The following is a 15544-nucleotide window of genomic DNA, read 5'->3' as shown; positions in this document are numbered from 1 at the left end:
AAAAATGCTTTTAGAATTAGATCAAGATAACTTACAAGAAATTGTAGGTCAAAATGAAAAAGTAGTTGTTCAATTTTCAGCTACATGGTGTGGTAATTGTAGAATTATGAAACCGAAGTTTAAAAAGCTTTCAACAGAAAAAGAGAATATCACATTTGTAATTGCAGATGCGGAGAAATTCCCTGAATCTAGAAAACTAGCTGACGTGAGTAATCTACCTACATTCGCTACTTTCGTAAATGGAAAATTAGTGAACCAAACGCAAACAAATAAAACGGAAGTTTTACACGAGTTAGTTGGTGAAATCGCTTAATTCTAAATACAACGAGCATGAAATTACCTGTAATTAAACATTTGACTCAATTTATTGAGCAAAATGACCAAGACTATATCATTGAAACCCTTGAAGTATTGGAAAACCTTACGGAAGTTCCTTCGTTAAAAGACGAAGAATTAGATGTAATTGGCGAATTAATTTCCAATATGTATGGAGCACTAGAAGTTCAAAAATTAATGAAAGAAGGTGCTACGCAAAAAGAAGCTTTAAACAGCTTTATGCAACGCGTTTTAGGGTCAATCGACAAATAATCTTTATATTTTACATACAAAAAGCTGCAAAATTTGTTTTTTGCAGCTTTTTTTTATTTCTATGTCTAAGAGTAACTTGTATTTACTTTTATGAATCTTTCCTTTTTAAGTTAAAAATCAAATCACCATTTGCTCTTATTTTTTTCTTATTCTAGATTAAGAAACGGTTGAGTCTTCTGCTTGTATCTTTGTAGGGTAATAAAAAACAATTCAACCATGAAAATTACAGCCTTTGCAGCTACAAATAGTACGCAATCAATCAACCTAGCCTTAGTTAAAAGCGCATTACATACTTTTCAAGAACACGAAATACAAATTTTAGATCTCAACGATTATGAAATGCCTATTTATTCGCCAGAACGAAACCAAGGGGGTATTCCAGAAAAGGCACTCGCTTTTAATCAAATCTTACAAGAAAGTGATGCTTTAATTATAGGATTAGCAGAACACAACGGAACGTTTAGTACTGCATTTAAAAATATTTTTGATTGGGGATCACGTGCAGATAAAGCCTTGTTTCAACAAAAACCAATGCTATTATTATCAACATCGCCTGGACCTAGAGGAGGACAGTTTGTTATGGAATCAGCCAAAACGATCTTTCCTTTCTTTGGTGGAAATATTAAATCTCATTTCTCCTTGCCAAGTTTCCAGGATAATTTTAAAGATGGAACTATTGTCAATGACAACTTACAACAAGAATTTGAAGCGCGATTAAACGATTTTAAATCAACGCTTCACCAAAACTAACAACTACTTTTTCAACAAAAGAGGTTATTCTTTCGAGGATAGCCTTTTTTTATTCTCAATTCGCATCCTGTTTTTGTCCTCTATTTTGCTTATTTCTTCTATTTTCAAACTGCAAATTGATTCGTATCTTTGTCCTACCTTAAAAGTTGATTCAAAAGTTCTTTACTCTTTATGTAAAACACAACGAATCAGTACAGTTTACTCATTGTAAGCTACAAAAAATAAATGTAACCATGAGAAGTAACTTCTTCGTTCAATTACTCCAACAAGAAAGTAAAAATTTATTCCAACTCAAACACAGTGATCGCTTATGGCATATTCCCTTTATGGCCATGTTTGCCATTGGAGTTCCCTTGTTAGTAGGTTGGCATTTTGACAATCTGCAAGCGGGTTTATTGGCCTGTTTGGCGGGTTTGGTTATTTTATATCTCCCCTCCAATTTACCTACACCTCAACGTATGTTTATCATGTTGGTTTGTTCTTTTGGCTTTATGTTTTCCTATGTAGTAGGGGTTATTTTTAGCTTTAATTTTATTGTATCCGCCCTTGTCTTTGGATTATTTGCAACAGCGGTACACTGGATATCCTTGTATTTTGCTATGCCTCCACCTGGGAGTTTTTTCTTTATTATGATTGCCTCAATGGCAAGTAATACTCCTTTCGACTTTGATACCATTGCCACGCGAATTGGTTATTTTGTTTTAGGAACTATTTTTGCTTGCACCTTAGCTTTAATTTACAGCTTTATTGTCGGACGCAAATACACCTCCAAAACACCCGTCCGCATTATCATACCTGTTCCTATAAAAACACAAGTAGATTACTTCATTCGTTCTCTTATTGTGGGAGCTTTTATGTCCTTATCTCTACTAATTGGCAATGTACTGAATTTCAATAATCCTTATTGGATTCCCATTTCTTGCTTGGCGATTATGCAAGGAATCTCCCTTTATCACGTGTGGCAAAGAGCGTTGCATCGTATTACGGGAACTTTCATTGGTATTGGCCTCTGTTGGGTACTTATTTCCCTTTCACAAGACCCGCTATACTTGTGTATTTGTATCATGCTTTTGCAATTTATCATTGAAATTTTTATTTCGAGAAACTATACCCTTGCTGTCATTTTTATTACTGCCCTCACTGTTCTATTGGCGGAGGCCGGTAGTACGCTTATCCACTCGCCAAATGTATTGATACAAGCGCGTTTAACGGATATAATTATTGGTAGTTTATTGGGTGGAATTGGTGGATGGCTCTTGCATCATGAATATCTGCGTCATCATACCGTTGATCAAATCAGAAGCACGCGCATTGGTATAAAAAGAAAACGAAAAAAAGCGTAATTTGCTTCTTATTAATCTTTGCAAGGTATGAAGCAAAAGCTACCTATTATCGTTTGTAAGTACCTGCCGAAGCATATAGCAGCCCTAACCTTATACCCCTTTATTATCTACAAAGATGCCTCTTTTGCTGAAGATGCTATTCTGATCAATCACGAACGCATTCACCTAAAACAACAACTGGAACTTCTTATTCTACCATTTTATATTTGGTATGGAATCGAGTTTCTTATTCGATTACTATACTTGAGAAATAGAAAAAAAGCCTATCGCGCCATTTCATTTGAACAAGAAGCCTATACACATGAAGCTAATCTTGCGTATTTAAAACAACGTAAAGCCTATGCATTCTTCCAATACCTGCGTAATCAAAAACTGTAATTTGATTCTTACCTGAGTATCTCTGAACTTGTAAATAAAAAAACCGATAGTCAAACTACCGGTTTTCAAAGCATTTCATTGTATAACTTCCCTTGTAATAAAGTAAGTTACTTTATTGTATTCATTTTTAATAAGCTTGCATTTAATGCTACTACAATGGTACTTGCACTCATTAATACCGCACCTAAAGCGGGACTAAGCATAAAATGTGGATATAATATTCCAGCAGCTAAAGGTATTGCAATCACGTTGTATCCTACAGCCCACAAGAGGTTTTGAATCATCTTACGATACGTTTTCTTATCAAATTCAATTAATTTTACCACATCTCTTGGGTCGCTATTCACTAAAATGATATCTGCTGTTTCTGCTGCTACATCCGTTCCTGATCCGATGGCAATTCCTACATTTGCTTGCGCTAAAGCGGGTGCATCATTTACTCCATCCCCAGTCATGGCTACTATTTCTCCCTTCGCTTGGTATTCTTTTACAATTTCTTGTTTATTATGGGGAAGTACATTCGCCAAATAACCATCCATACCCAATTTAGCTGCTACCGAAGCCGCTATTTTCTCATTGTCACCTGTAAGTAAAAAGGACTTAATTCCCATTGCTTTTAATGCTGCAATCGCCTCTGCGGATCCTGTTCTAATTCTATCCGCTAAACTTAAAATACCAACAACTTGATTGTCTATTAATACAAAGTTGACAGTGGCTGTATCTTGCTCTATTTCTTTTGGAATTGGCGGGATAACGAGGTTATTGGTTGTAAAATAGTTTGGTCCAGCAGCAATTACTTCTTTTCCATTTACCTTCCCCTTTACTCCTATTCCCTGCATATACTGAAAATCTTCTGATTTCCACAAAGGATATGCATTTGCATGGAGTACGCGCATGATTCCCTTAGCAATATGATGTTCTGAGTTTTGTTGAACTGCAGCTGCATATTGAATAATTTCTTGTGAGGAATAATCCCCTAAAGGAATAATATCCTGTACTTCATGAGAGCCTTCAGTTAACGTACCCGTTTTATCAAAAATAATGGTCGTTAAGTTTCTCGTAATTTCAAAAGCAGTGCGATTTCTGATTAATAGCCCATTGGTAGCTGAGAGTGTCGTCGAAATAGCCACAACCAATGGAATTGCAACACCTAAAGCATGCGGGCATGCCGTTACCATTACTGTCACCATGCGCTCTAAGGCAAAACTCAGATTTCCTTCTACACTATACCAATATGCAAAGGTTGCAACCCCAGCAAATATGGCGATGAAAGTTAGCCATTTCGCTACTTTATCCGCTAGATTTTGGGTATTCGATTTGGCTGTTTGTGCATCTTGAACCAGAGTAATAACTTTGTTTAAGTAACTGTCTTTTCCAACACCTGTTACCCATACTTTTAATGCGCCATCGCCGTTGATAGAGCCCGCGATTACTTTTGCTTTTACTTCTTTTTTAACTGGAACACTTTCCCCCGTCAGCATACTCTCATTAACATAGGACATTCCTTCTATTACCTCTCCATCTGCGGGAATTTTTTCACCGGGTTTGATAATGACCGTTTCTTTATCCTTTAGTTCGCTCAACTTGATTTTTACAGCCTCCCCTTCGCGTTCTACTGTTACTTCGTTGGGCAATAAAGCGACTAAGGATTGTAAGGCCTTAGATGCCGCCATTTGGGAACGCATCTCTAACCAATGTCCAAGGAGCATAATGACAATAAGTGTAGCCAATTCCCAGAAGAAATCCATTCCCTCTAAGCCAAACACAACTGCCGTTGAATAGGTATAGGCGACTGTAATTGCAATTGCGACTAATGTCATCATTCCAATATTCTTTGCTTTTATTTCCCCTATCATTCCCTTTAAGAAAGGCATTCCCCCATAGCAATAAATAAATGTTCCCAACGCAAGTAACACATATTTATCACCTGTAAAGCTCAAAGTGAAGCCCAGCCATTGCTGTATCATAGGAGATAAGATGAGAATGGGAATCGTCACTGCTAAGCTCACCCAAAATTTACTTAAAAAAGCATGGGTATTATGCCCTTTATGTTTATCATGGGTATGTTCCATATCATGATGGTGATGTTCTTCATTGGCATGTCCTCCAGTTGCTCCGAATGGAACTAAATCCATTCCACAAATGGGGCATTTTCCAGGTTGATCTTCTAAAATTTGAAGATGCATCGGACAAGTATATTTTTTCATTGTTTTATGGTTTTACTAATGAATTAAAATAACGAATTAAAATCTCTTCTTCCTCTTTCGTCAAAGCTGTCCCTTTGTGCATTAGGGTATAGGACGTCAAAGGCATTTTTCCTTGCTGAATCTGATTGATGATTTGCTTAAACTTTGACCTTCTTTTTCGCGTTCCATAGGTAGCTACCACATCAAAGTTCAGCTTGTCTTTTCCTTCTACAATGTGCTGTTCCATCAACCAGGCCAACGGTTGAATTTTACTGTACCAAGGGTACGTAGTTTCATTACTATGGCAGTCATAACACGAGGTTTTCAAGATCGATTGAACTTCTGAAGGAACTTGAAATGCCGCATTGAAACTTTCTTCTGCAGGTACCGTATAGGCCTTGATTTCTGGTCTTTTCAATTGAATTAAAGCAAAACAGACCAGGAAGAAGAAGATATAGGTACTACTTTTACTAAACATAGCCTTAAAATTACAACGTATTTTACCCCCCTTATATGCTTACATCAAAGGGGATAAAATAAAGTGGTGCAATTAATTTAATTCTTCTTGGATGGATCCACAAGACAACATTTTTTCTCCCATATAAGGGTTTCTAAAATCTTTCGCTGAACTCAACCAGAAAGCACCTTCTCCTCCATTAACCATAGGGCAGAAAACTTTGTAATATGGTTTTGAAATATCAAACAGTTGCACTAAATCATAGATATCTGTGCTAATTTCCACGAAATGTTCTCTTTGGTGTGCAATATCCCCAATATTACCTTCAATATGTTCTGCGTTTTCTTTAATATTGGCAGCAATATCTTGGTACGTATTTTTTTGTTCTGCATCAAAATGAGCTCCCTCTACCTTTTGTAAAGCCGCTAACATTCCCGTCGCTGCCTTCGCTGTTTCTTCAGCATTATCAGAGGACAAAGCAAAAGTCATATGATCATAGTGTCCTAACAATTGCGTAAAATCTATCGCTTCTGCTGGTTTTTCCTGTATCGTTTCGGTTGGTGTATTCGTTCCTATTGGCGTAGTTTCTTTTTTATCGTTACACGCTGTTAAAGTAACCAATGAAGTGGCAATTAACCCTAAAACTAAGTATTTCATCTTTTGTAAATTTTTAAATTAGATTATATATTATGTATGTATAAAAACATTTATTTCCAATACGCTATTCTATTTTCAATCTTGAAAATCAAACAACAGCTAGCGCAGTCCTTGCCAAAGAAGGACTGTGAAAAATAAAGGATTCGAAAACTACTTTTCGTTTTCGACAAGACACATCTTAGGCTATACAGCCTATTATTTAACCTATTTTAGGAGGTAACCAAATTGAAAATTCCCCCGATGGATACTGGGGTTGACGATAAACAGGATAACTGTGTTTATCTTTACATATAAGCACTGTGTAAGACTGCTTTTCCAATGGAGCAAGTAACAAAATATGACAAGGGCCTTGGCAAAAAAATTGACAACAATCACCATGGGAACGAGAACCTTCTCCTGCATCTGCACAACAAGCATTTCCGCAAAAACTACTTTCATGATGGGTTGATGAAGACATCTTAGTCCCTACAACCGTTTCATGAGATGCCCTAGTAGCATCAGTAGTAGTATGGACAGCACAAGCCAATAGCTCACTTGGAAGGAAAAAAATTCCAAGCAGAACTAATTTTACTACTATATTCCATACTTTATACATACAAAGCCTTCTATTTCTGACAGTAATACCAAAGATAGGTTTTATTTTTCAGATTACAAGAAAGGGGAACTACTATTAAAACTTTACAATGTGTAAGTAAGAATCTCGTATTTTAAGTTTACTATTTTTTATTTTTTACTTCTTGCTTTTTTTATCAAAATTATTTATAACTTTGTTTTTCAAAGTACTTTTCAAATGAACACAAAAGCAATCGAAGATTTACAGCAAATCAAGTCCATCATGGAACGTTCTACTAAGTTTTTAAGCTTGAGTGGTTGGAGTGGCATCTGGGTTGGTATTTGTGGCTTAGCTGCAAGTGCTATTTTATATACGTGGCAATCCAATACAAACGCAGCGCAAGTTTTATCTTATGATGCAGTAAACTTAATCCTATTAGCGTTACTTACGCTTGGAGTTGCTTTAGGCGGTGGACTTTACTTTACGATTAAAAAAACAAGAAAGCAAGGCATTCCTTTTCTAACTAATGTGACGAAGCGCTTGCTCCTTCGCTTTTTATTTCCTTTAGTACTAGGCGGAATACTGTGTATTGTGTTTTATTCTAAATCTCTCCTCGAACTTACTTTACCTACTACCCTTTTATTTTATGGGTTGGCTTTGTACAGTATTCAAGAAGATACCGTTAAAGAAATTAAAGCTATTGCTTTCATCGAAATTGTATTGGGTTTATTGGCTTTTTATTTTTCCAAACATTCACTTGTATTTTGGGCTTTAGGATTTGGGTTAACTCATCTCCTTTATGGTTTAATTTTATGGAATAAGTACGACAAAAGAGCAAATTAGAAAGACATGAAATTTGATATTGAACAATTAAATAAAGTATTTGACAATCGTATTCGCGTTGGAATCATGAGCGGATTGATGGTTAATGAAACATTGTCTTTCAAAGATTTAAAAGAATACTTAGCGCTTACCGATGGCAACCTTGCTTCTCATTTGAAAAATTTAGAGGACAGTCAATATATTACTGTACACAAAGGTTTTATTGGTCGTAAAACCAATACCGTTTACAGCGCTACAGCAGAAGGCAAACAAGCCTTCAAACAACACTTAGCTTATTTAGAAAATTTAATACAGAAACTAAAATAATTTTTTTTACTCATTTACTTTGAAAAACAAAGTACTTTTAAAATTAAAAAACATGGAAAAAGAAACAAAAAAACACTTGTTTAAAGGGTTAGCCATCGCAGCTTTAACCCTGGGCTTACTAATTTTTATTCCCATCATTGGAGGTATCATTTCCGAACGTTCTGCTTTTCAAACCGAAGTTGTACAAGAAGTATCTGAAAAATGGGGAGATCAACAAACTCTATATGGTCCATTTATCTTATTGGAGTACAGAATTGCTACTATCAATGAAAAAAACGAAGTCTTATATCAACGGGAAAAAGCCTTGTTTTCCCCAACAACACAGACAATAACAGGCTCTATTTCAACAACAACCAAGAAAAGAAGTTTATACCAAGTTACCTTATACAATACCGATCTTCTTATTGAGGCTCAATTTGATCCACAAGAAAAGCTCCTCGCCTCTCTTGGAACTCAAGGGAATCCTGAAATTACAAGTAAGAAAATTCTCTATGGAATTTCAGATACCAAAGGACTTTCTGAGGCTTTGGCTTTATTGAATACTCCTGGCAAAGTATTTACATTGAACGACAATCCTATTATAGAGCAAATTCCCTTTTTAAGCTTAGACTATACCGCAGAAGAATCAACACCTACTGCCATCAAACTCCCTCTCAAGCTAAAAGGCTCATCGAATTTGCAGTTTCTCGCTCATGCAACAACAACAAAAGTCAATATAAAAAGCGATTACCACGATTTAAAATACATTGGAAATTACCTTCCTGAAGAACCAGAAAAAGGGAAAGACCAAGCTAATAGCACTTGGAATATCTACCAACCTTTACCCTTAAATACAACTTCCCTACACAACCTAACGTTTGATAAATATACCTTTGGAATTGAATTTTTAGAGCTCAATAACTTTTATTCCAAAATTGATCGCTCTATTAAGTATGCCTTACTCTTTGTAGGACTTACTTTTATTGTCTTTTACTTTTTAGAGAATATTAAAAACTTAAAAATCAATTTAATCCAATATGCTTTAATTGGGTTCGCTATTTTCTTAAATTACATTTTATTGCTTTCTTTTTCGGAATATCTAGGGTTTAGCATCTCCTATGTTCTTTCCTCTCTATCCACGATAGTACTCATCACCATTTTTACCTGGAAAATTTCCAAGAATAAGAGCAGTACCGGAACTATTTTTGGTTTACTCCTACTGTTATATGGTTTGCTTTATTTTTTAATCGAACTAAAAGAAACGGCCTTACTTGTAGGAAGTATTAGCATCTTTATTATCCTTGCTGCCTTAATGCAATTTTCAATCAAAATGACAGCATCTAAAAAAGAGGAATAGGAAACAAGATTGAACAATACTTCTGTTTTATCCTATGAACAAAAAAAACACGGCATGCAAAATCAACTGCATGCCGTGTTTTTCTATTTTACCCCGTAGTTTCGCCGACTTCACTACGTTATTATTTCGCTATCACTTTATTTCATAAAGAACGAGGCTCGTAAATATTACCCCATTTTATAGGCTTCAATTTCTTCTACTGTACGGATTAATTCAGGTCCTAACTGACGATATCCCTTTTCTTGAATGAGGAAGTTATCTTCAATGCGAATTCCTCCAAAGCCTTGGTATTGCTTTAACTTTTCATAATTGATGAAATCCAGGTATTTCTTTTCAGCCTCCCAACGTTCAATCAGTTCGGGAATAAAATAAATTCCAGGTTCAACGGTTACAACATGGCCTGATTTTAGTGCTTTACCCAAGCGAAGTGATTTAAGTCCAAACTGTTGTGTTTCTTTGGGTTCACTTGGCGTATACCCCACATATTGTTCTCCTAAATCTTCCATATCATGTACATCCAATCCCATCATATGCCCTAAGCCACACTGAAAAAACATCGTATGCGCATGCGCTTCCACTGCATCTGCTGCATTCCCTTTCATCAATCCGAAATCAATTAACCCTTGTGTAAGAACTAATGCAGCATGTAGGTGTACTTCCTTAAACTTTACACCTGCTTTTAATTGATTTTTAGCCTCTTCAAAAGCAGTTAGTACCACTTGGTATAAATCGCGTTGTTCAGGTGTAAAACGCGGATCTACGGGAAAAGTTCGCGTTAAATCGGAAGCATAGCCCATGGGTACCTCACAGCCAGAGTCATTCAGTAGCAATTGTCCCGATTGTAGTGTATTTCCTTGATAATGATTGTGTAAGATTCCTCCTTGCACCGTTACAATGGACGGATACGCTAAGGCGCAATCTTCTTGTGCTGCAATTTGTTGAATAGCAGCTGCAATTTCGTATTCTTTTACTCCTGGTTTTGCTAAGCGCATTGCCGCTAAATGCATACGCGTAGAAATAGTCAAAGCTTTTTCAATTTCGCTAATTTCCTGCTCTTCTTTGATTTCTCTTTGTGCCACTATGGCTTGAATCAACGCTGTTGAGGGCTGAAGATTGGCAATTGCAACTTGAAGTAACTCACTGAGTATAATCTTGTTTGCTGGTTGATAAGGTGGCAAATAATGGATGTTGCGTTTTGCCGTTTGAGCAGCAAGGATATACGATGCTAATGCTTCATACGGACGCGTTTCTGTTACCCCCGTTTTCTCGCATTTCGCTTTTAGCGTTTCTTGTCTTCCCATCCAAACTAAAGCATCCATCGACAATTCATCACCAAAAATCAACGTTTTATTTGCATCCAAATCAACAATTGCAGCGATATGTGCCTGTTGAATACCGAAATAGTACAAAAACGTACTATCTTGCCTAAAACGATAAGTATTATCTTCAAAATTAATGGGATTTTCTCCATTACTTAAGAACAATAAAAGTCCAGTGTCTTCTACTTGTTGTATTAATTTTTCTCTTCGTTTGAGATAGGTTTGTGTACTAAACATAGTGTCTGATTTAAAAAAGTAAGGTACGATTTATTTAGAGCATGCTGATTAACTTATACGTTAAAATCTTGCATGGCTGGCATATCAATTTCCTTCACACAAGTAGCTTTGCTTGTACTTAAGATAAAGCGAATAGCAGCTAATACATCCGTTAAAGGAATTAATGCCCCTGCTGTTACTTCAATTACTTGCTCTGGTGGTACAGTATAATCACATTCCGTAGCCAAGTATCCCAAATTGAGGATGCTAATGCCAATTGCGTGCTCGCGTAATGTTTCGCGTAAGGCATGAACCATCCCCCTCAAAGCAAATTTAGAAGTTGAAAAAGCCACCTCTTTTCCCTTGTGGTTTTCTAGCCCCCAAGTGGATCCAATAAGGATAATCTTCGCGTTTTCACTGCCTTTTAGATTCTTAAGAAAAGCGTGTAAGGATAAAATACAAGCTGTAATATTCGTTTGTATAATTTGTACGATTTCAGCAGTAGAAGATTGTTCAAAATCATAAGCATCCGAAAATGCTTCTTGTTCCCAAATACCGACATTGTAAATCAAGTAATCGAGAGGCGTATCACCTACAATAGCTTCAACAGCATTTACAGCTTCTGTTGGTTGAGCTAAATCAGCCTGAATCCATACCAAATTATCTTTTGCATCTGCTGGTTTGGATCGAGAAACGCCAAATACTACATCTTGTTCCTGAGGAATCGCTTGTGCAAGGGCTCTCCCTAAACCTTTGCTGATTCCATATATTAAATATTTTTTAGCCATCATTACTTATTTACACACAAAGCTAGTTGAGTTTCTACAACATTTCCTCTTTTTAAGAAAAAATTAAATTATTCTCAATATATACAGACAAAACAACTTTTTTAATTAAAAATAAGTCAAAATAAAATTTAATAAGTGTATATTTACCCTAAAAATTTAAGATGATACATAATTTTTTAAAAGTTAGTTTACTTTTCGGTGCACTTTGTTTGGCTACTGCAGGTTTTGCACAAAACAAACTTGTTCTTCAAAACGTAGAAATTTTTAATGGCAAAGACAGCAAGACGAAAGTGGGCTCTCTTGTTGTAGAGAAGAATAAAATTGTAAAGATTGTCACTGGAACACTTACCGCACCTGATCTTGAGGGAGCTCAGGTGATTGATGGGAAAGGAAAGTTTGCCATGCCTGGGATGATTGATGCCCATTGGCATTCTTTTTTAGCAGCCAACTCTAACCAAGCGATTATGTTAGGGGATGAGAGTTTTCTGTTTATTAATGCGGCAAAAGAATCTGAAAACACCTTACAACGCGGTTTTACAACAGTTCGAGATTTAGGTGGGCATGTGATGGGAATTAAACAAGCGAATGATTATGGTATCAATAAAGGACCTCGTATTTACCCAAGTGAGGCTATGATATCACAAACGGGAGGACATGGAGACGCTAGTTTTCCTTGGTCTGAACCGCGTATGGTTGATCATACTCCCCCGCGATTTCAAGTCTTAGGAGGTAGTATCATTGCCGATGGAGAACAAGAAGTTACTGTGGCAGCAAGAGAGCAATTAAGAAAAGGAGCTTCCCAACTAAAAGTGATGGCTGGCGGTGGTGTGGCGACCATCTATGATCCTTTGGATGCTACACAATATACAACGAAGGAAATCAAAGCAGCAGTAGAAGCAGCTGAAAATTGGGGTACCTATGTAACGGTACATGCGTATACCCCAAAAGCAGTAAGACAAGCTGTTGAAGCTGGTGTTAAATGCATTGATCACGGTCACTTATTAGATGAGGCAACTGTAAAACTTCTGGGAGAAAAAAAGATTTGGTTGAGCATGCAGCCTTTCGACCTAGATGCAAGTGCTTATACCAACCCTGAACAAGCTTCCAATAAAAGAGCGGTAGGAATGGGAACAGAAAACGTCTATACTTGGGCTAAAAAACACAACGTAAAAATAGCTTTTGGAACAGACTTAGTTGCTCCGCCTAAAAACCCATTGAGACAAAATGAGTTAGTGGTGAATTTACAACAATGGTTTAGCAATTTTGAAATCTTAAAGATGATTACGTATGACAATGCGCAATTGCTAAAAATGAGTGGTCCAAGAAATCCATATCCAAGTGATTTAGGAACCCTAGCAGAAGGAGCTTATGCTGATATTTTACTATTTGACAAAAGCCCACTAGAAGATATCGCCGTGATTGGAGATCCTAAAACCCATTTGCTTTTGATTATCAAAGATGGTAAAGTATTCAAAGATCAATTGACAACGAAATAATATTGCGTTAGCCCTAGAAAAAACAATAAACTAAAAAGGTTCGATTGCATGCAATCGAACCTTTTTAGTTGGCTATTATTTATCACTTCATCCTATTCCGTCGTTTTCCATCGATCCAATCGATTAAAGTTTAACGTATAGACATCCATTTCTTTCAACACTTTCATCACCTCTTCAGGAGCATATAAATCTACTGCACGATCTTTAGCTTCCCATGCTTTTTCATCGGTTAGCTCTTTTATTTCCTCCTTATCGGATTGACTCAAACCTTTAAAAAATAAAATTTTTCCCATGCCAGCTTCTGAGGCGCCTTTATACATGCTATATTCATTTTCATTTTCGGTATTTTCGGTATACTTTACCCCTTCTAACCAAGGTTCTTTATGCTGAGCTAAGACCCGATCATTGAACAATAAATCCCACTGCTTACTCACGTAATTGGCTGGGAAAATTGCACGTCCTATCCCACTCACCACAAATTGGCTGTACCATTGACTGAAAAAGAATCGCTCGGTAAGAGTTGCATCCACCATCAAAAATTTATCGGAAGACAAATAAGCGGCATACGCAGCACCTAACCCCATAGCTGCTGTAGGTCCACCCAAGATAAAACGCCCTTCATCGAGGTGTTTTCCTTCATGGTCTGTAATTCGATCCAACATCGAAGTTGTAGCATAAATCGCATTTTCTTCAAACGCTTCTTTTGAATCATAGTATCCATAAGGTTCACCTTGGGCATTCTTCCCTACCTTACTTCCACCAAATCCAATGCGATCGATGGCAATAAGATGAAAATTATGGGTCAATTCTTCATCTAGAAAATAAGGCAACAAACTAGTAATATTATCTCCATTGCGCGGCACTAAAATTAAGTAAGGATTTCGTACACCCCCTAAATAATCGTATCCCTCTACATAGTTATATCGCTTATTGCTCAAATACCCTATTTTAAAATTATTCACGCTCAAAGTATCGTAGACTGGAGTTCTTATTTTTTTAGACGCAAAAAGTTCTTCCGCTTTTTTGGGGTCATATTCCTCATACATCCAATCATATTTGCTCCAAATAAATACATACCCTAACAATAGTAAAGCTGCTAGTCCAAAGCCTATTTTTTTTATTTGCATACCCAATCTTTTCTCTTTTTAACATTTTTTTGTAAAAGTAAAGGTAAAATATAAGTCATCCAATTTTTTACTATCAAACACCTAAATCTCATCGCCTCATCCTCTCACCCTCTTCTCGCCCTTTCTTGTTATATATTCGCCTTTGATTTTTACCTGATTTCCTTCATTTCCGCTTAATTTTTCTAAACATTTATACTTATATTTGTAGCTGTTTTTCAGTACAAAAATCAGTTGTTGTATCTGCCAATATGATAGAACGTATCAGATTTTTATTTTACTTCATCAAAAGAAGAGTAAAGACTAAAAAACAAACGAGTACAAGGATTATCGCAAGACAATTCAAAGTTATTTTTAATCTCAAAACAACCGAATAATGAATCAGCTACAACACATTATTGAAACGGCATGGAATGATCGTTCCTTACTTCAACATCAAGATACACAAGACGCAATCCGCGAAGTAATCGATGCGGTTGATCAAGGTAAATTACGCGTTGCAGAACCTACGGCAGAAGGATGGCAAGTTAATGAATGGGTAAAAAAAGCGGTTGTTTTATACTTTCCGATTCAAAAAATGGAAACGTTTGAGGTAGGAATTTTCGAGTATCACGATAAAATGCCTTTAAAGCGAAATTATGCAGCAAAGGGAATTCGCGTGGTGCCTAATGCTGTTGCTCGTCATGGGGCTTATATTTCATCGGGTGTTATTTTAATGCCTTCGTATGTTAATATCGGCGCTTATGTAGATGAAGGAACCATGGTAGATACATGGGCAACCGTAGGATCTTGTGCTCAAATTGGCAAACACGTTCACCTTTCTGGAGGTGTGGGTATTGGAGGTGTATTAGAACCTTTACAAGCGGCTCCAGTTATTATTGAAGATCATGCATTTATTGGCTCACGTTGTATTGTTGTTGAAGGTGTTCGCGTAGGAAAAGAAGCGGTTTTAGGTGCCAATGTAGTCTTAACTGCATCTACGAAAATTATTGATGTGACAGGAGAAACTCCTGTAGAAATCAAAGGGTACGTTCCTGAGCGATCTGTTGTTATCCCTGGTTCTTATACCAAGCAATTTCCAGCAGGAGAATATCAAGTACCTTGTGCGTTAATTATTGGAAAACGAAAACCTTCTACAGATTTAAAAACATCGTTAAACGATGCTTTAAGAGAATACAATGTTGCTGTTTAATACCATGCAATA

General features: G+C 36.5%; 17 protein-coding genes. 10 read left to right on the top strand and 7 right to left on the bottom strand.

What is annotated here, in order from left to right; all coding sequences use genetic code 11:
* The first annotated feature begins 4 nt into the window (after positions 1-4).
* The 5 genes from AWV75_RS05170 (at position 5) to AWV75_RS05150 (ending at position 3059) form a co-directional block, all read left to right on the top strand.
* Positions 5-313, top strand: a complete 309-nt coding sequence (locus tag AWV75_RS05170; protein ID WP_060873367.1) for a thioredoxin family protein — start codon at positions 5-7, stop codon at positions 311-313.
* 17 nt (positions 314-330) lie between these two features.
* Positions 331-588 (top strand): DUF6952 family protein, encoded by a 258-nt coding sequence (locus AWV75_RS05165; protein ID WP_002985723.1) that lies wholly within the window; start codon positions 331-333, stop codon positions 586-588.
* 216 nt (positions 589-804) lie between these two features.
* Positions 805-1338, top strand: coding sequence for an NADPH-dependent FMN reductase (locus AWV75_RS05160; RefSeq protein WP_060873366.1), 534 nt, complete (start codon positions 805-807; stop codon positions 1336-1338).
* Positions 1339-1571: 233 nt separating this feature from the next.
* Positions 1572-2681: an FUSC family protein gene (locus AWV75_RS05155; RefSeq protein WP_060873365.1), complete on the top strand. Its 1110-nt coding sequence runs from the start codon at positions 1572-1574 to the stop codon at positions 2679-2681.
* Positions 2682-2708: 27 nt separating this feature from the next.
* Positions 2709-3059 (top strand): hypothetical protein, encoded by a 351-nt coding sequence (locus AWV75_RS05150; RefSeq protein WP_060873364.1) that lies wholly within the window; start codon positions 2709-2711, stop codon positions 3057-3059.
* A 107-nt stretch (positions 3060-3166) separates the two neighbouring features.
* On the opposite strand, the gene AWV75_RS05145 is transcribed toward AWV75_RS05150, so the two are convergent.
* From AWV75_RS05145 to AWV75_RS05130, 4 genes are all read right to left on the bottom strand, one after another.
* Positions 3167-5266, bottom strand: a complete 2100-nt coding sequence (locus AWV75_RS05145; protein WP_060873363.1) for a heavy metal translocating P-type ATPase — start codon at positions 5264-5266, stop codon at positions 3167-3169.
* A 4-nt stretch (positions 5267-5270) separates the two neighbouring features.
* The gene (locus AWV75_RS05140; protein WP_060873362.1) at positions 5271-5723 is read right to left on the bottom strand and encodes a heme-binding domain-containing protein; all 453 of its coding nucleotides are present in this window, start codon (positions 5721-5723) and stop codon (positions 5271-5273) included.
* 72 nt (positions 5724-5795) lie between these two features.
* Positions 5796-6359: a DUF3347 domain-containing protein gene (locus tag AWV75_RS05135; protein ID WP_060873361.1), complete on the bottom strand. Its 564-nt coding sequence runs from the start codon at positions 6357-6359 to the stop codon at positions 5796-5798.
* 199 nt (positions 6360-6558) lie between these two features.
* Positions 6559-6954, bottom strand: a complete 396-nt coding sequence (locus AWV75_RS05130; RefSeq protein WP_060873360.1) for a hypothetical protein — start codon at positions 6952-6954, stop codon at positions 6559-6561.
* A gap of 195 nt (positions 6955-7149) precedes the next feature.
* Between AWV75_RS05130 and AWV75_RS05125 the strand changes: the two genes are divergently transcribed.
* From AWV75_RS05125 to creD, 3 genes are read left to right on the top strand one after another with little or no spacing between them, the layout of a single operon-like run.
* Positions 7150-7755, top strand: coding sequence for a hypothetical protein (locus tag AWV75_RS05125; RefSeq protein ID WP_060873359.1), 606 nt, complete (start codon positions 7150-7152; stop codon positions 7753-7755).
* 6 nt (positions 7756-7761) lie between these two features.
* Complete coding sequence (locus AWV75_RS05120) at positions 7762-8061, top strand: winged helix-turn-helix domain-containing protein (RefSeq protein ID WP_060873358.1); 300 nt, start codon at positions 7762-7764, stop codon at positions 8059-8061.
* A gap of 52 nt (positions 8062-8113) precedes the next feature.
* Positions 8114-9397: a cell envelope integrity protein CreD gene (gene creD / locus AWV75_RS05115; protein WP_060873357.1), complete on the top strand. Its 1284-nt coding sequence runs from the start codon at positions 8114-8116 to the stop codon at positions 9395-9397.
* Between the two features lie 167 nt (positions 9398-9564).
* Here the strand turns inward: creD and AWV75_RS05110 are convergent, their stop codons facing one another.
* Both AWV75_RS05110 and AWV75_RS05105 read right to left on the bottom strand, forming a co-directional pair.
* Positions 9565-10953 carry an aminopeptidase P family protein gene (locus AWV75_RS05110; RefSeq protein WP_060873356.1) on the bottom strand — a complete coding sequence of 463 codons (1389 nt, stop codon included), beginning with the start codon at positions 10951-10953 and terminating at the stop codon, positions 9565-9567.
* Positions 10954-11006: 53 nt separating this feature from the next.
* On the bottom strand, positions 11007-11720 hold the full coding sequence (locus AWV75_RS05105; RefSeq protein WP_060873355.1) for an SDR family oxidoreductase: 714 nt from the start codon (positions 11718-11720) through the stop codon (positions 11007-11009).
* A 161-nt stretch (positions 11721-11881) separates the two neighbouring features.
* Between AWV75_RS05105 and AWV75_RS05100 the strand changes: the two genes are divergently transcribed.
* A complete protein-coding gene (locus AWV75_RS05100; RefSeq protein WP_060873354.1) occupies positions 11882-13216 on the top strand; it encodes a metal-dependent hydrolase family protein in 1335 nt (444 codons plus the stop codon).
* Positions 13217-13308: 92 nt separating this feature from the next.
* On the opposite strand, the gene AWV75_RS05095 is transcribed toward AWV75_RS05100, so the two are convergent.
* Positions 13309-14343 (bottom strand): hypothetical protein, encoded by a 1035-nt coding sequence (locus AWV75_RS05095; protein ID WP_060873353.1) that lies wholly within the window; start codon positions 14341-14343, stop codon positions 13309-13311.
* 373 nt (positions 14344-14716) lie between these two features.
* On the opposite strand from AWV75_RS05095, the gene AWV75_RS05090 reads away from it, so the two are divergent.
* The gene (locus AWV75_RS05090; RefSeq protein WP_060873352.1) at positions 14717-15532 is read left to right on the top strand and encodes a 2,3,4,5-tetrahydropyridine-2,6-dicarboxylate N-succinyltransferase; all 816 of its coding nucleotides are present in this window, start codon (positions 14717-14719) and stop codon (positions 15530-15532) included.
* Positions 15533-15544 lie beyond the last annotated feature (12 nt).

It is taken from the genome of Myroides odoratus (assembly GCF_001549985.1).
Taxonomy (GTDB): domain Bacteria; phylum Bacteroidota; class Bacteroidia; order Flavobacteriales; family Flavobacteriaceae; genus Flavobacterium; species Flavobacterium odoratum_A.
Note: the sequence above shows the minus strand (reverse complement) of the source record. Positions and strands in the feature narration are given on the sequence as shown.